Origin of the sequence: Streptomyces sp. NPDC048514 (genome assembly GCF_043199955.1) — a bacterium.
Taxonomy (GTDB): Bacteria; Actinomycetota; Actinomycetes; order Streptomycetales; family Streptomycetaceae; genus Streptomyces.
Genome location: NZ_JBICWT010000018.1, coordinates 47,199 through 62,406, shown reverse-complemented (window position 1 = coordinate 62,406; position 15,208 = coordinate 47,199). Strand labels below are relative to the sequence as shown.

At 74.1% G+C, this 15,208-nt stretch carries 13 protein-coding genes and 1 tRNA gene; 9 read left to right on the top strand and 5 right to left on the bottom strand.

Annotated features, from left to right (window positions below; all coding sequences use genetic code 11):
• Window positions 1-354 precede the first annotated feature (354 nt).
• Window positions 355-951 carry a histidine phosphatase family protein gene (locus ACGFT2_RS33180; protein WP_393285780.1) on the bottom strand — a complete coding sequence of 199 codons (597 nt, stop codon included), beginning with the start codon at window positions 949-951 and terminating at the stop codon, window positions 355-357.
• A 356-nt stretch (window positions 952-1,307) separates the two neighbouring features.
• Between ACGFT2_RS33180 and ACGFT2_RS33175 the strand changes: the two genes are divergently transcribed.
• The 7 genes from ACGFT2_RS33175 (at window position 1,308) to ACGFT2_RS33145 (ending at window position 7,636) form a co-directional block, all read left to right on the top strand.
• Entirely contained in the window at window positions 1,308-2,252 is a 945-nt protein-coding gene (locus ACGFT2_RS33175; protein ID WP_393285777.1) for a phosphatase PAP2 family protein, read from the top strand.
• Entirely contained in the window at window positions 2,149-3,369 is a 1,221-nt protein-coding gene (locus ACGFT2_RS33170) for a hypothetical protein (protein ID WP_393285774.1), read from the top strand. The genes ACGFT2_RS33175 and ACGFT2_RS33170 overlap by 104 nt, the downstream gene beginning before the upstream one ends.
• Window positions 3,360-5,108, top strand: a complete 1,749-nt coding sequence (locus ACGFT2_RS33165) for a hypothetical protein (protein WP_393285771.1) — start codon at window positions 3,360-3,362, stop codon at window positions 5,106-5,108. The genes ACGFT2_RS33170 and ACGFT2_RS33165 overlap by 10 nt, the downstream gene beginning before the upstream one ends.
• A complete protein-coding gene (locus tag ACGFT2_RS33160) occupies window positions 5,105-6,442 on the top strand; it encodes an AAA domain-containing protein (RefSeq protein ID WP_393285768.1) in 1,338 nt (445 codons plus the stop codon). The genes ACGFT2_RS33165 and ACGFT2_RS33160 overlap by 4 nt, the downstream gene beginning before the upstream one ends.
• An 82-nt stretch (window positions 6,443-6,524) precedes the next feature.
• Window positions 6,525-6,893, top strand: a complete 369-nt coding sequence (locus tag ACGFT2_RS33155; RefSeq protein ID WP_393285765.1) for a hypothetical protein — start codon at window positions 6,525-6,527, stop codon at window positions 6,891-6,893.
• Between the two features lie 109 nt (window positions 6,894-7,002).
• Window positions 7,003-7,572 carry a bifunctional DNA primase/polymerase gene (locus tag ACGFT2_RS33150; RefSeq protein ID WP_393285762.1) on the top strand — a complete coding sequence of 190 codons (570 nt, stop codon included), beginning with the start codon at window positions 7,003-7,005 and terminating at the stop codon, window positions 7,570-7,572.
• Window positions 7,563-7,636 (top strand) — tRNA-Lys (locus ACGFT2_RS33145). Before ACGFT2_RS33150 ends, ACGFT2_RS33145 begins: the two co-directional genes overlap by 10 nt.
• A 235-nt stretch (window positions 7,637-7,871) precedes the next feature.
• Here the strand turns inward: ACGFT2_RS33145 and ACGFT2_RS33140 are convergent.
• Complete coding sequence (locus ACGFT2_RS33140; RefSeq protein WP_393285759.1) at window positions 7,872-9,122, bottom strand: M6 family metalloprotease domain-containing protein; 1,251 nt, start codon at window positions 9,120-9,122, stop codon at window positions 7,872-7,874.
• 324 nt (window positions 9,123-9,446) lie between these two features.
• Between ACGFT2_RS33140 and ACGFT2_RS33135 the strand changes: the two genes are divergently transcribed.
• The gene (locus ACGFT2_RS33135) at window positions 9,447-11,252 is read left to right on the top strand and encodes a putative bifunctional diguanylate cyclase/phosphodiesterase (RefSeq protein WP_393285756.1); all 1,806 of its coding nucleotides are present in this window, start codon (window positions 9,447-9,449) and stop codon (window positions 11,250-11,252) included.
• On the opposite strand, the gene ACGFT2_RS33130 is transcribed toward ACGFT2_RS33135, so the two are convergent.
• The 3 genes from ACGFT2_RS33130 to ACGFT2_RS33120 form a co-directional block, all read right to left on the bottom strand.
• Window positions 11,231-12,319: an LLM class flavin-dependent oxidoreductase gene (locus ACGFT2_RS33130; RefSeq protein WP_393285753.1), complete on the bottom strand. Its 1,089-nt coding sequence runs from the start codon at window positions 12,317-12,319 to the stop codon at window positions 11,231-11,233. The two genes, ACGFT2_RS33135 and ACGFT2_RS33130, sit on opposite strands and share 22 nt — an antisense overlap.
• 282 nt (window positions 12,320-12,601) lie before the next feature.
• On the bottom strand, window positions 12,602-13,333 hold the full coding sequence (locus ACGFT2_RS33125) for a decarboxylase (RefSeq protein ID WP_393285750.1): 732 nt from the start codon (window positions 13,331-13,333) through the stop codon (window positions 12,602-12,604).
• Entirely contained in the window at window positions 13,330-14,115 is a 786-nt protein-coding gene (locus ACGFT2_RS33120) for an aspartate/glutamate racemase family protein (protein WP_393285933.1), read from the bottom strand. Before ACGFT2_RS33120 ends, ACGFT2_RS33125 begins: the two co-directional genes overlap by 4 nt.
• A gap of 127 nt (window positions 14,116-14,242) precedes the next feature.
• Here ACGFT2_RS33120 and ACGFT2_RS33115 point away from each other — a divergent pair, with 127 nt between their 5' ends.
• Window positions 14,243-15,205, top strand: a complete 963-nt coding sequence (locus tag ACGFT2_RS33115) for a D-2-hydroxyacid dehydrogenase (protein WP_393285747.1) — start codon at window positions 14,243-14,245, stop codon at window positions 15,203-15,205.
• Window positions 15,206-15,208: the final 3 nt, after the last annotated feature.

The following is a 15,208-nucleotide window of genomic DNA, read 5'->3' as shown; positions in this document are numbered from 1 at the left end:
GCCACACGCAGTCGCCGTCCGCGGGCCCGTCGTGGCCGGTCGCGCAGTTCCCCGCGCCCCTGGAGGGTTGCCCCCGCGCACGCTTCGTGGCGCGGCTCGGTCGCCGTGCCGGGGGGCGCGGCGCGAAGACGGCCGTCCGCGGCTCCGACGTGGCCGGTCGCGCAGTTCCCCGCGCCCCTGGAGGGTTGCCCCCGCGCACGCTTCGTGGCGCGGCTCGGTCGCCGTGCCGGGGGGCGCGGCGCGAAGACGGCCGTCCGCGGCTCCGACGTGGCCGGTCGCGCAGTTCCCCGCGCCCCTGGAGGGTTGCCCCCGCGCGCGGTTCCCCGTGCCTCCAGGGGGTTGCCGTGCCGGGGGTCAGGACGGCAGGTGGCCGGTGTCGTTCCAGCTTTCGATCGCCGGTTCTCCGTATGCCCAGCCGAGTACGGACAGCGAGGTCGGGTTGAGGCGGATGCGGGCGGCGAAGGCCAGCGGCTGGCCCAGCCAGCGCGCGCCGATCGAGCGCAGGATGTGGCCGTGGGCGAAGACCAGCACGTCGCGGTCGGCCGAGCGCGCCCATGACACCACCTCGTCGGCGCGGGCGGTCACCTCGGCCAGGCTCTCGCCCTCGGGCACCCCGTCCCGCCAGATCAGCCACCCGGGCCGGACGGCCTGGATCTCGGCCGGGGTCATGCCCTCGTACGCCCCGTAGTCCCACTCCATGAGCGTGTCCCACGTGGTGGCACGGTCGCCGAAGCCGGCGAGTTCGCACGTCTCACGCGCGCGGGACAGCGGACTGGTCCGCACGTCCGCCTGCGCCAGCCCGTCCAGCGGAGCACGGTGCAGCCGCTCGCCGAGCAGCTTGGCCCCGCGCCGGCCCTCCTCCAGCAACGGCACGTCCGTCCTGCCGGTGTGCTTGCCGGACAGCGACCACGCCGTCTGTCCGTGCCGGGCCAGCAGGATGCGCGGTGCCATGGGAGACCTTTCCGGAAAGGGGGCGCCTCACGGGGCGCCGCGAGGATCGAACGGAGACCAAGCGGACGGGATCCCTCCATCATCGCCCACCGCCACCCGCCACGGCCCGGCGGGCGGCGGCCACCCCGCGCCGGCACGGCCCGGCGGGCGGCGGCGCTCGCCCCTGTGCCGGCCCGGTCCGGCGGGCGAGATCGCTCACGCCTGGGCGGGGCAACCCGGCGGGCCGTCCCGACGTCTTCGAGGACTGAGCCCGCGTGGGCCGGAACGGCCCCCCTCAAGGGCGGTCTAAGGACACCGTAAAGTGGCACGGTCGCCTCGCCGGGGCGCCGCACAGCAGAAGGGGGAGGGGCGATCTGATGTCGCAGACCGAGACACCGGACACCGAGGTGGCCGCCCGTCCCCGGTTGCGCTGGTGGACCGAGCTGCCACTGATCCTCCTGGTCTACGGCTGCTACTCGGCCGGCCGTCTCCTCGCGCGCGGCGACGTCACCGGCGCCGTCGACCACGGCCTGGCGATCCTGCGCATCGAGAAGGTGCTGCGCCTGAACGCCGAGCACCCGCTCAACCGCCTGTTCACGCGCGAGCCCTGGCTCGGGGTGCCGGCCGACTTCTGGTACGCCTCGCTGCACTACCTGGTCACGCCCGCCGTCCTGGTCTGGCTGTTCCGCGCCCGTGCCCGGCACTACCGGGCGGCCCGCACCTGGCTGATGACGTCCACGTTCATCGGCCTGATCGGCTTCACGCTGCTGCCGACCTGTCCGCCCCGGCTGCTCTCGCCCGGACACGGCTTCGTGGACACGATGGCCCAGTACAGCTCGTACGGCTGGTGGGGCGGCGAGGCCAGCGCGCCGCGCGGCATGGGCGCCATGACCAACCAGTACGCGGCCATGCCCAGCCTGCACGTCGGCTGGGCGCTGTGGTGCGGCGTGATGCTGTGGCGGTACGGCGGCACACGGCCGACGAAGATCCTGGGCGTGGCCTATCCGCTGCTGACCGCCCTCGTCGTCATGGGCACGGCCAACCACTACTTCCTGGACGCGGCCGCGGGCGTCGCCGTGATGGGCGTGGGCCTGCTGCTGGCACCGCTGCTGCTGCGGGCCGTGGAGCCGCTCCGGGCACGGCTGCTCTCGCCCGCCGCACCTGTCACGGAGGGCACGGGTTCCCCGATTGTCAGTGCCGGATGCCAGACTTCCGCGGGTGAGCGAATTCCACGGCAGCGCGCGTCGCAGCTCGACGCCGGAGGCGAACCGGACTCCTCCCCCGCGGACGCGGGCGAAGGGGCTCCGGCACCGGCTCGCTGAGCTGCGCGGTCCCGACGTACCGGCCAAGGCCCTGGACGCGCGCGCCCTCGCGGCGCTCGCCGCGAACCCCGGGTGCCGCAGGCGGGCGATCCTGGACGGCGCCGGGGTGGACAAGGCGCGGCTGGCGAGTGCGCTGGGCGCGCCGTCCGGCTTCGGTCAGTCGCAGTTCGCGCTGACCCGGGGCAACGCGTTCGAGGCGAAGGTGAAGGCGGACGGCGGCGCGGAGCTGCTGCGGCTGGCGCACGCCCACCTCGACCCGGGCGCCCCCGCGCCGGAGGGGGCCGCCGTACCCGACCTGACGGCGCACGGCCCCGAGGGCCGCACGGCGCGTACGGCACTGGCGCTGCGCGAGGCCACGAGCGCGGGCGGCTGGACGCTGCTGGACCATCCGATGCTGGCCCTGGACGTGGCGGGTTCGCTCGCCTTCCTGGAGCCGGACGCGGTGGTGGTGCACCCGGACGGCGCCTGGTCGGTGGTGGAGATCAAGTCCTTCCCGATGCTGGACGGCTCCGCGGACCCGGCGAAAGTCGGCGCGGCCGCCCGGCAGTCCGCGGTGTACGTGCTCGCACTGGAGGAGGTCGCCGCCCGCCTCGCCGCCGCCCCACGCGTGCACCACCGGGTGCTGCTGGTGTGTCCCAAGGACTTCTCCAACCTGCCCGCGGGCCGCGCCGTGGACGTCCGCAAGCAGCGCGCGGTCACCGCGCGCCAGCTCGCCCGGCTCACCCGCATCGAGGAGATCGCCGGGTCCCTGCCCGAGGGCACCTGCTTCGCGCCCGACCGGCCCGCCGAGGAACTGACGGCAGCCGTCGCGGCGGTGCCGGCGACGTACGCGCCCGAATGCCTGTCCGCCTGCGAACTGGCCTTCCACTGCCGGGAACGCTCCCGCGAGGCCGGCGCCGTCACCCGCCTCGGCCGGCCCCTGCGCGCCGAACTGGGCGGTCTGGCCACGGTCGAGGAGGTCCTGGCCGCGGCCCGTGGCGAGAGCGGAGACCCGGACGATCCGGCGGTGGCGGCGCTGCGCCGGGCGGCGGCACTGCGCGCGGAAGCCCTCCGTGCGGCCGGCCGGACGGCGGACCCGCGTGACGCGGCCCCGGCGGAGGTGGCCGGGTGTCCCTGATCACCACCCTCGCCCGCCTCGAGGCCGTCAGCAGCGGCCGGGCCCAGCCCGCCGCGACCGTCCGCCACCGGCATCTGTCCGACCGCCCGCTGGTGTTCGTGCCGCTCACCACCGCCGGTGAGGCGGGTGCCCCGCTCGGCGCGCTGGTCGGCACCGACCGGGACGCGCCCCGCCTGCTCGTCGTACCGCAGCCCCGCGACCGCGACCTGCGCTTCGCGTTCCTCGCCGAACTGGCCGACGTCCTCCTGCCGTACATCGACTCCCACGCCGAGTCCGTGGAGGCGGCCGAGCGCACCGAGACCGACCCGGAGACCGGCAAGCGGGTCAAGGTCGAGGCCGAGCTGTGCGCGGACGCGCCCCAGCTGCTGGTGCCGAGCCGCGCGGGCCTGGATCTCGTACGGCTGCTCGGCCGTTCGACCCGGTTCCGCCGCACCGCCGAGCAGGACCCCGAGGCTCCCTACCCGGCGCCGCCCCGGGTGCCGTTGCTCGGCCGGTGGCTGACCCATTACGGCGAGCGGGCCCGGGTCCCCGGCTCGTCCCTGCTGCTCGCCCTGACCGACGTGCTCGGCCGGCACTGGGCGACCGGCCAGTCCGGCCTGGAGGACCAGCACCTGGGCGCGCTGCTCGCCTGGATCGACCCGCCCGGGGGCACGAGCGGCGCCGAGGCCGCCCGGCGGGCCGAGCTGGAGCGGGACCCGGCGGGGCAGCTGCTCTGCCCGCCGGCCGGTCCGGCCACCGACCCGGCCTTCGACAACAAGCTGCTGGCCCCGGCCATCGAGCGGTACGACCGGGCGCGTACCGCCCTCGCCGCCGCCGAGGACCCGCTGGACGCGGACGACCGGCTCGCCGCGCTCACCGTGGCCGAGCGGGAGATCCGCGAGCTGGTCGACAGCCGCGCCCGGCCGGCCTGGGACGCGGTGTGGCGGGGTGTCGACCTGCTGCGGGCGCTGCCGGCGGGTGCGCACGTCGAGGAGCGCTGGACCCGTGACCGCTGGTCGTTCACCGGTCACCGCGACCGGGTGCTCGCCGGTGAGCCGCCGCAGCCGCGCCGGGACGACGCGGTGACGGCGGCGAACAAGCTGGCCACGCGCGAGCGCGAGCAGGCACGTCTGGAGGCGCAGGAGGCGCTGGACGACCCGCTGGTGATGGCGGGGCGGCGGCTGGCCGGTGAGGCCTTCGCGGGCGAGGTGATCGACGTCGTGATGACGTACAGCGAGGGCAAGCGGCCGAGCCCGCGTCCCCTGGTGACGGTCCGCACGGACGACCGGCCGCACCTCGCGGAGCGCGCACGGGTGTACCGCTCGCTGGGCGGCAAGCCCCAGTCGGCGGAGTTCGTCGGCCACGAGACCACACCCCGGACCACCGCGGCGGACGAGACCACGGAGGTCGGTGGCACGGAGGTCGGGAGCACGGCGGTCGGGGGCACGGCGGACGAGACGGCGGCGGACGGGGGCGCGCACGACAGGCGCGCGCCCGACGCAGGCGCGCCGTACGGAGGCGCGGCCGACGGGAGCGTGCTGGTGCTGCGGATCATGGACAAGATGGGCCGCGGCAAGGAGCCGGAGCCCGGTTCGGTACCGGAGAAGGGCGACCGGATCTGCTTCACCCTCTTCGAGCACGAGCAGCGGGGCGGGGCGAAGCTGCCCGGCCCGGAGGAGACGCCGTGGACGCACGGCGGCCCGCCGGGCGAGCCGGCCGCGGAGAGCCCCGACACCGTCACCGAGGAGGACGTGCTGTGAGGAGCGTCGACTTCGACCCCGCGGCCGAGGCCGCCCGCGCCACCGACGCGATCCTGCACGACACCCTGCACGGCACCGAGCGCGGCGTGGTCGTCGACTCCCCGCCGGGGGCGGGCAAGTCCACCCTGGTGGTCCGCGCGGCCCTCGAACTGGCCGGGGCGGGCCGTTCGTTGATGGTGGTGGCGCAGACCAACGCCCAGGTGGACGACCTGGTCCTGCGGCTGGCCGAGAAGAGCCCGGATCTGCCGGTGGGCCGCCTGCACAGCAGCGACACCGACGCGTACGACAAGGCGCTGGACGACCTGCCGAACGTCCGTACGTCGGCGAAGGCGGCCGACCTGAACGGCCTTTCGGTCGTCCTGTCCACGGCCGCCAAGTGGGCCCATGTGAAGGCGGACGAGCCCTGGCGGCACGCGATCGTGGACGAGGCGTACCAGATGCGCTCGGACTCCCTGCTCGCCGTGGCCGGCCTGTTCGAGCGCGCGCTGTTCGTGGGCGACCCGGGGCAGCTGGACCCGTTCACGATCGTCGGCAGTGAGCAGTGGGCGGGCCTGTCGTACGACCCGTCGGCCTCCGCGGTCAGCACCCTGCTGGCCCACAATCCGGCGCTGCCCCAGCACCGCCTGCCGGTCTCCTGGCGGCTGCCCGCTTCGGCGGCCCGCCTGGTCTCGGACGCCTTCTACCCGTACACGCCGTTCCGCAGCGGCACCGACCACGGCGACCGCCGTCTGCGCTTCGCGGTCCCCTCCGACGGCTCCGGCCCGGACCGGGTGATCGACGAGGCGGCGCGGTCCGGGTGGGGCCTGCTGGAACTGCCCGCCCGCCACACCCCGCGCACGGATCCCGAGGCGGTGCGGGCGGTGGCGGCCGTCGTCCGCCGCCTGCTGGACCGGGGCGGCGCGGCCGTCTCGGAGCGCGCACCGGATCCGGCGCCCCTGACCGCCGACCGCATCGCCGTCGGCACGGCCCACCGCGACCAGGCGGCGGCGATCCGCGCCGCCCTGACCGGACTCGGAGTGTCCGACGTGACGGTCGACACCGCGAACCGTCTGCAGGGCCGCGAGTACGACGTCACGGTCGTCCTGCACCCGCTCTCCGGCCGCCCCGACGCCACCGCGTTCCATCTGGAGACCGGCCGCCTGTGTGTCCTGGCCTCCCGGCACCGGCACGCGTGCATCGTGGTCTGCCGGGCCGGCGTGGGCGACCTCCTGGACGACTACCCCTCCACGGAACCGGTCCAGCTGGGCACTCTGGTGAAGTTCCCGGACGGCTGGGAGGCGAATCACGCGGTCCTCGCCCACCTGGCGGAACACCGTGTGAACCTGCGGCCCTGAGAGCCCCTTGCGTGAGCGCGAGACAATGGACGGTGGCCCACCTGAAGGCGGCGCCCAGCGAACCGTACGAGGAGGACGAGACATGGCGGAGCCCACGCCGCGTCGTGACGAACCGCGGCTACGCCCCGCGCCCCTGCTGTTCGAGCCGGCGGAGGCCGCCTCCGACCCCGAGCACTTCTTCGACCTGGAGTCGATCGAGGACCCGCGGGCGCTGCTGGCACGTGCCACGGAGCTGGCCCAGGCGTTCCGTGCCGCCGCCGACCGGGCCGTGGAGTTCCAGGCCGTCGCGGCGGCCCAGCTCGCCGACCCGCGCCGGTTCGACCGGCTGACCCCGGCGGACATCGCCGACCAGGCGGAATGGACCGAGGACTACGCGAAGAAGATGGTGGAGTTCGGCCAGGGCCTGATGCGGGGCGACAGCGAGGGCCGGACGACGGCGGACCCCGTCTAGCCCGTCTGGCATATGCCGGGTGGGCAAGATACTCCTCCCGGCACCCCGCTGTCCCGACTTTCGGCAACCCTGCGAAACCGCGTGCTCACGACCGGTACTTGTAGTGGTCATGAGCGGTACACCGAACGTCACCCGCGCCACCTCCGACGGCGTCGCCTGGCTCGCCTCGGCAGGTACCCATCCACGCAGCACACTGGCCCTCTGGGACGAGCACCCGGACGCCCCGGTCGTCCTGCCGTGCGGCACCGTCTTCGACGTGGTGAGCGCCCCGGCGGTCTTCGGGCGCCGGATACTGGACCGGCTGTGGGACGAGGGCCCGGGATCGGGCCCGGTCGCGGTGTTCCGGGGCCGCATGCTGCTGTTCGCCGCCCCGGGCACGGCCCACCGGCTGCCCTCGCTGCTGGCCTGGGAGGAGTGGGGCTCCCATCGGGCGGAGGCGGTGCCGCCGCTGCTCTGCCACGGCACGGGAGACGCGGTGACCGTCCCGGCCCTGACCGGCGGCGACGCGCCCGGCACCTCCCGCTGGCTGGCCGCCCCCGACACCCGGCACCCCTGGCTGCCCGGCCCCGAGGTGGTGCTCTGGGCGGCCGTACGCGCCGCCCGGGCGGCCGTGCGGATATCGATTTTTCCTCCCGCCGATCAGGATGCTAAGGTCTACGACGTCAGCAGGCGCCGCTAGCTCAGTTGGTTAGAGCAGCTGACTCTTAATCAGCGGGTCCGGGGTTCGAGTCCCTGGCGGCGCACGTTGGCGATGGCGAGTCCTGTCTGCGGAAAACGCGGATCGGCTCGCCATCGTTGTTTTGCCCGGCCCCACCCGCACCCCTGGCCCCCGCACCCCTGGCCCCCGCGCGGCCTCCCCCCGCGCCGCAGGACCCCTCACCGCGCCGCAGGTCCCCCCGCTCCGCCCCGTCGCTCCGGGGCCCGCCCCGCGCCGCGAGGCCCCCCCTCCGCAGCGCCGGCGCGGTCCGCTCGGCCGGGTCAGCCCGGTGTGATCTTCACCGTCCACGCACCCGACGCCGTACGGTCCTCCACCTCCACCTTCGCGCCCCCTCCCGGCACGGTGAAGCTCTCCCCGAGCGCGACCGGAGCGTCGGCCAGGGGCGGATAGACGGAGTTCTCCCAGCAGGCCTCGGTGCGCGGATGGGCGTCCACGACCTCGACCGGGCCACCGCCGGACTCGGCGCCGCCGCGGACGCGGTAGACCAGCACGCCCTGCCGGCAGGAAGCGCGGTCGTTCCCGGCCGTGCCGCGCGCCTCGAAGGCGAGGGCGCTGTCCGGACCGGTGCGCACGACGGCCAGCTTCACTCCGTTGCCGAGGCCGAAGGCGGGCGCGCCGCCCGTGCCCCGCACCGGGACGTTCGGCCCGGCGGGGAGGGGCTCCAGGGTGAGCCGGGTCGGCCCGGTCCCGCGCACGCACGCCACCTGGCGGGGATCCAGCCAGCCGAGCCGCCACTTGTGCCAGGCGAACAGGTCGGGCGAGAGCCCGAACTGGCTGCCCATCAGGTCCCAGTCGCCGACGTAGGTGTCCCAGTCGCCCTTGCCGTCGACCGGCCGGTGATAGAGGTCGGGCAGGTCGAAGACGTGGCCGGTCTCGTGGGCGAGGACCAGCCGGTCCGGAGGGTGCTTCTCGAACACGGTGACGACCCGGCGGATGTCCGTGCCGTCCACCCGCATGGGCGCATCGAGGTTCACGACCTTCGTGGCGTCCGAGTCCACACCGGGCGCGTCCGGGTCGGCGACGAAGTACACGACCGGGAAGCGCGAGAAGTCGACCTCCTTGTCGGCCACGGCGAACGCGTCCCGCAGATAGGCCGCCCGGTCCTCCGCGCTCCAGTCCCGCTTCATGGCGTACGACTCCGACGAGCGCGGCATGCGCAGCCAGTGCTTCAGCGGATGCGGGCGCAGCGTGAACCTGCCGTAGGAGGCCTGCTCGAAATAGCGGCTGGTGGCCGGGAAGTGGTCGGCCGTCAGCTCGGCCGGGGTGGTGCGCGGGGTGGCGTCCGGGAAGGAGAGGAAGACCAGCACCGCGTCGAGCGCCCCGGTCGGGCGGGCGTAGGCCGGGTTCCAGCTGTCCGCCCCCTCCGAGTGGTGGGCCTCGGTCCGGTGCAGGGCGCAGGGGGCCGGCGAGAACGGCTCGGCGACCGACGGGCCGGTGAGGATCGAGTTCGCGGCGAGCGCCGACAGCGTGGTGCACACGGCGGCGGTGCTGCGCAGCTTGAGCACGGACATGACCTCCGGGTGCGGTTCGCGGGGACCAGCACCCAGATTGCTGCGCTTTAATGCGGTATGCCTTGTTTGCCTGCACCAGAAGGGTGAGCGCGCCCCCATGACAGCGCCGGCGCACGCTGGCGCCCCGACACCCCGAAACACTCACGGAACGTCACAACTGGTCGCGGGCCTGAAGAACCCGTCCAGGTGCGGGCAGAAACGATCTGTCAGAACCCGTACTCCATCCGGGAGACTGGAGAGTGGCTGGAAGGGCCCGGGGCCAGCCTCTATGATCGGCACACTTTCCGGCACGGACAGAGATCGAGTGCACTGCGGGAGCAAGCGGTGAGCGGAACGTCCGAAGGGCCGACGCCCGCGGCAGACCTCGACCGGTCAGCCGTCACAGACAGTGACCACAGCACCTACCACCGTGTGTTCGCGACCGCGCCGCTGTCCATGGCGGTCGTGAACCCCGAGGGCATCGTCGTCAGCGCCAACTCCGCCTTCGGCGAGCTGCTGGGCGCCCGTCCACAGGCGCTCACCGGGCGCGTCGCGGCCGACCTGGTCGACCTGACCGCGGACGCCCGCTCCTGGCACGCCTACCGCGAGGTCCTGCGCGGCCGGCAGGCCAGGCTGCGCTGCGCCCGCCGGCTGAAGCATCCCGACGGGCACTCGCTGTGGGTGCAGATCACCGTCGCCCCGCTGGCCGGCGGGGGGCCCGGCGTGCTGCTCTCGGCCACCGACATCGGCGCGCGCCGCGAACTGGAGGCGCGACTCCGGCACTTGCAGATGCACGACCCGGTGACCCGGCTGCCCAACCGCACCCTGTTCTTCGAGCGGCTGACGGCCGCCCTGGAGGCGGAGGCGTACGAGGAGGGCGGCACCGGCCGGATCGGCCTGTGCTACCTGGACATCGACGGGTTCAAGGCCGTCAACGACACCCTCGGCCACCGCGTCGGCGACCGGCTGCTCGCGGCCGTGGCCGAACGTCTGACCCGGGTCGCCGACGAGGCCGGATACGCCCGCGCGGCGACTCCGCTCGTGGCCCGGCTCGGCGGCGACGAGTTCGCCCTGCTCGTCGAGGACTCCACCGGCACCGAACAGCTCGCCGACCTCGCCGAGTCGGCGCTGACCGCCCTGGGGGAACCCTTCGACCTGGCCGGTCAGCGGCTGTCGCTGACCGCGTCCATCGGCGTGGTCGAACGGCACGCGGCCGGTACGACGGCGACCGGCCTGATGCAGGCGGCGGATACGACCCTGTACTGGGCGAAGGCGGACGGCAAGGGCCGCTGGACGCTGTTCGACCCGGAGCGCAACGCGCACCGCATGACCCGCCAGGCCCTCTCCTCGACCCTGCGTCCCGCCATCGAGCGCGGTGAGTTCGCCCTGGAGTACCAGCCGCTGGTCGGCATGGAGGACGGGCGGCTCAGCGGGGTGGAGGCGCTGATCCGCTGGAACCACCCCCAGTTCGGCACCCTGACGCCGAATCGGTTCATCGCACTGGCCGAGGAGGACGGCTCGATCGTGCAGCTGGGCCGCTGGGCGCTGACCACCGCCTGCCGGCAGGCCCGCCGCTGGCAGCTGGACAACCCCGGCGAGCCGCCCATCTTCGTCAGCGTGAACGTGGCCGTGCGCCAGGTGTGGGACTCCGACCTGGTGGCCGATGTGGCGCAGACCCTCGCCGAGACCGGGCTCGCCCCGCACCTGCTGCAGCTGGAGCTGACCGAGTCCGCCGTGATGGGCTCGGCGGGCCGCCCGCTGCAGGCCCTGCAGGCCCTCAGTGACATGGGCGTGCGCATCGCCATCGACGACTTCGGCACCGGCTACTCCAACCTCGCCTATCTGAGCCGCCTGCCGGTGTCCGTCCTGAAGCTGGACGGCTCCTTCGTGCGCGGCTTCCAGTACGAGGGCGACAAGAAGGCGATCGCCCCCAACCCGGCCGACGAGGTGATCGTGGAGGCGATGATCCAGCTGGCCCACCGTCTCGGCCTGACCGTCACCGCCGAGTGCGTGGAGACCTCGGCGCAGGCCACCCGGCTGCGCCGGATCGGCTGTGACACCGGCCAGGGCTGGCTGTACTCCCGCCCGGTGTCGCCGGATCGTATCTCCGAGCTGCTCGGAGAGCAGACCTACGCGGTCGGCAATCCGTAGGCGTCCGCGATCAGCTCGTAGGAGTGCAGGCGGATCGCGCCGCGATGGGCGTGGGAGGTGAGCATCAGCTCGTCGGCGCCCGTGCGCTTCTGCAGGTCGTCCAGGCCGGCCCGGACCTCGTCGGCCGTGCCGTGCACGATGTTGGCGCTCCAGGAGGTGATGAACTCCTCCTCCATCGGGCTGAACTCGTGCCGCTCGGCCTCCTCGGGGTCCGGGAACAGGCCCGGGCGGCCGGTGCGCAGCCGGAGCATGTTCAGCGCCACCGAGCGGGTCTGCCGGCGGGCCTCCCGCTCGTCGTCCGTGGCGAGGGCGGAGACGCCGATGAGGGCGTACGGCTGGTCCAGGACCGCGGAGGGGCGGAAGGTCTGCCGGTACAGGTCCAGGGCAGGGACGGTGTTCTGCGCGGAGAAGTGGTGCGCGAAGGCGAACGGCAGGCCGAGCATGCCGGCGAGCCGGGCGCTGAAACCGGAGGAGCCGAGCAGCCAGACCGGCGGGCGGTGCGGGGACTGCACGCCTCCCGGGGCGGTGCCCTGGACCGGGCCGGGGATCGCGTGGATACGGCTGTACGGGTGGCCGTCGGGGAAGTCGTCGTCCAGGAACCGGATCAGCTCCGCGAGCTGCTGGGGGAAGTCGTCCGCGCCCTCGTCGAGGGTGTCGGTGCGGCGGAGCGCGGCCGCCGTGGCCCCGTCGGTGCCGGGGGCCCGCCCGAGGCCGAGGTCGATGCGGCCCGGGGCGATGGCCTCCAGCGTGCCGAACTGCTCGGCGATCACCAGCGGGGCGTGGTTGGGCAGCATGACGCCGCCCGAACCGAGCCGGATGCGGTCGGTGTGGGCGGCGAGGTGGGCCAGGATCACGGCGGGCGAGGACGAGGCGACGCCGGGCATGGAGTGGTGCTCGGCGACCCAGTACCGGTGGAAGCCGCGGGACTCCGCCAGCCGGGACAGCTCCACGCTGGTGCGCAGGGCGTCGGTGGCGGTACTGCCCGCGCCGACGGTCACCAGGTCCAGTACGGAGAGGGGGACGGGGGCGGTCCCGTGCGTCGTGCCCCGGATCTCGTCTGCCGACACGGTGTGGGCCTCCTGATTGTGGCGTGCTCTGACCACCCGCCTTAACAGGAGGCACTCCCCGCTTATTCCGGCACCGCCCGCACGCCCCGACCGGGCGGGGCACCCGACGGTTCCTCCCTGACGACCGAGCCGGTTACCGGAGGCTCTTCCGGCCTGCCGAGTCGGATGGTGGGTGGGCCGGCTGGGGTACAGGGGCGGATCCCAGGGGCCAGGGGCCCCCGGGGCCAGGGGCGGAACCCCCTGGGGTTCACAGGCGCATCCCCGGGGCCGGGGGTGCCGGTGCTAGGCCTGTACCAGGGGCTGGCGGGTGAACAGCTTTCCGAGTGACGGTGCGTTCACCCGTCGGTCCGCCAGCCTCAGCCCTTCCCACACGGTCACCTGGTTGGCCGTGAGCACCGGCTTGGACAGCGCCTTCTCCAGCAGCGAGAGGTGCGCCGCCGTGTGCAGCGCCGTGTCCGGCAGCAGCACCGCCTCCGCGTCGGAGACGTCCGCCGCGCGCGCCAGCGTGAGCACGTCCTCCTCCTCCCAGGTGCCGACCTCCGCCGCCGTCACGATCCCGGAGGACCGCGTGCCGGTCACCTCCAGCCCCCCGGCCCGCAGGAACTCCGCGAACAGCGTCGCCACGTCCTCCGGGTAGGTCGCCCCCACGGCGACCCGCCGTACCCCGAGCTCCCGGGCGGCGTGCACGAAGGCGAACGACGTCGAGGACGCCGGCATCCCGGCCAGCCGGGCCAGCGTCCGCACCTGCTCCTGGGCGCCCTCCCAGCCGTGCACGAAGCTGCCGCTGGTACACGCCCACACCACCGTCTCGGCACCGGCCAGCCGCAGCCCCTCCATGCCCGCGGCGAGCCGCTCCGCGGAGCCCATCTCCCGCAGCGCGTCCACCCGGTGCGCGTCCTCGCCGATGTCCGTGTGGGCCAGGTCCAGCCGGATGTCGCTGCCCAGGAGCTGCTCCATGCGCGGATAGTCGTCCTCGGCGGAGTGGCCCGGGTAGAGAAATCCGAGTGCGGTCATGTCCAGCCTTCCTGCGTCTCCTCGGGCAGTACGGGCCTTTCGCGTGCGGCCACGTCCAGCAGGGCCTGATAGGGCCCCACGGCTCGGGTACCCAATCGGCGCAGGGCCGCCCACATCGTGACCTGGTTGGCGGAGAGGACCGGCATGCGCAGCTCGGCCTCCAGCTGGGGGATGACGTCGTAGGTCGGCAGATTGGTGCAGGAGATGAACAGTGCGTCGGCGCCGCCGGGGCGGATCGCCCGCCGCGCCATGTCGACGACGTGCCGGTACGGCACCTGCCAGATCTGCCGGGTCAGCCCCATGAAGGCGCAGCCGGCGACTCCTACGCCGGCCTCGGCGACGTACTCCCGGAGCGCCCGGGTCACGGACACCGTGTACGGCGTGACCAGCGCGACCCGCTGGACGCCCAGCTCCGCGAGCGCCTCCAGCAGGGCCCCGGAGGTGGTCACCGAGGGCAGGGCCCCGGCCCGGGTCATCGCCTCGCACATGGCCCGCTCCCCGGCGATCCCGCCGACGAAGCTGCCGGAGGTGCAGGCGTAGGCCACGGCCTCGGGGGCGACGGCGGTCAGCGCGCGCACGGCTTCGCCGAGCGTCTCGTGCTCGCTGACCAGCCGGGCCAGGTCCAGGCTCACCTCGACCGGCACGAACGGGGTGCGGGTCAGATGCAGCGACACCTCGTCGGGCACCCAGCGCCACAGCTCACGGTCGAGGGCGAAGTCGAAGGGAGCCACCACGCCGACCCCGCGCTGGGGGCGGGGACCGCCGAGAAAGGAGACGTCCATGGTCGGCACCGGCCTCACGCTGGGAGACGAGTGGTCAACGGATCGTGGATACGCCCGTGTTGACGAAGGTAGGTTCGGGTGCGAGCGTGGTCAATCCGCGCATGTCAGACGCCGGGAGCCGCCCCGCATGACACCGACCCCGCCGACCCGCCCCACCCTGCTCGTCCTCGACGCCGAACCGCCGCCCCGGCTCGGCCGCCTCACCGGCCGTGCCCGGATCGTGCACACGGACGCGGCACACCTGGCCGAGCGGCTGCCTACGGCGGACGCCCTGCTGGTCTGGGACTTCGCCTCGCACGCCGTGCGCGAGGCCTGGCCGGGGGGCGGGCCCAGGCCGCGCTGGGTGCACACCGCGAGCGCGGGCGTGGACCATCTCATGTGCCCGGAGCTGGCCGCGTCCGACACGGTGGTCACCAACGCGCGCGGGATCTTCGACCAGCCGATCGCCGAGTACGTGGCGGCCCTCGTCCTGGCGGTCGCCAAGGATCTGCCGCGCACGCTGGAGTTCCAGCGGGAGCGGGCCTGGCGGCATCGGGAGGGCCGGCGGGTGGCGGGCACGCGGGCGTGCGTGGTCGGCTCGGGACCGATCGGGCGGGCGATCGTCCGCATGCTCAAGGCCCTGGGCGTGACGACGGCGCTGGTCGGACGGGTGCCGCGGACCGGTGTCCACGGCCCGGACGATCTCGACCGGCTGATCTCCCGCGCTGACTGGGTGATCGCGGCGGCCCCGCTGACCGAGCAGACGTACCGCATGTTCGACGCCCGCCGCTTCGGGGTGATGCAGCCCTCCGCGTTCTTCGTGAACGTCGGCCGCGGGCAGCTGGTCGACGAGGACGCCCTGGCCGAGGCGCTGGTCCGGCGCTGGATCGCGGGTGCCGCGCTGGACGTGTTCGCCGCCGAACCGCTGCCCGCGGACAGCCCGTTGTGGGGCCTGCCGGAGCTGATCGTCTCCCCGCACATGAGCGGGGACACGGTCGGCTGGCGCGATGAACTGGGCACGCAGTTCGTCCAGTTGTACGAGCGGTGGGCGGCGGGCAGATCACTGGTCAACGTGGTCGACAAGAAGCGCGGTTACGTGCCCGGTCACTGACCC

What these genes read in the sequence shown, in the direction of transcription:
- ACGFT2_RS33150 (WP_393285762.1), top strand. Translation starts at nt 7,003, where the DNA reads ATGAGCGGTACACCGAACGTCACCCGCGCCACCTCCGACGGCGTCGCC.
- ACGFT2_RS33140 (WP_393285759.1), bottom strand. Translation starts at nt 9,122, where the DNA reads ATGTCCGTGCTCAAGCTGCGCAGCACCGCCGCCGTGTGCACCACGCTG.
- ACGFT2_RS33115 (WP_393285747.1), top strand. Translation starts at nt 14,243, where the DNA reads ATGACACCGACCCCGCCGACCCGCCCCACCCTGCTCGTCCTCGACGCC.
- ACGFT2_RS33180 (WP_393285780.1), bottom strand. Translation starts at nt 951, where the DNA reads ATGGCACCGCGCATCCTGCTGGCCCGGCACGGACAGACGGCGTGGTCG.
- ACGFT2_RS33120 (WP_393285933.1), bottom strand. Translation starts at nt 14,115, where the DNA reads ATGGACGTCTCCTTTCTCGGCGGTCCCCGCCCCCAGCGCGGGGTCGGC.
- ACGFT2_RS33155 (WP_393285765.1), top strand. Translation starts at nt 6,525, where the DNA reads ATGGCGGAGCCCACGCCGCGTCGTGACGAACCGCGGCTACGCCCCGCG.
- ACGFT2_RS33175 (WP_393285777.1), top strand. Translation starts at nt 1,308, where the DNA reads ATGTCGCAGACCGAGACACCGGACACCGAGGTGGCCGCCCGTCCCCGG.
- ACGFT2_RS33125 (WP_393285750.1), bottom strand. Translation starts at nt 13,333, where the DNA reads ATGACCGCACTCGGATTTCTCTACCCGGGCCACTCCGCCGAGGACGAC.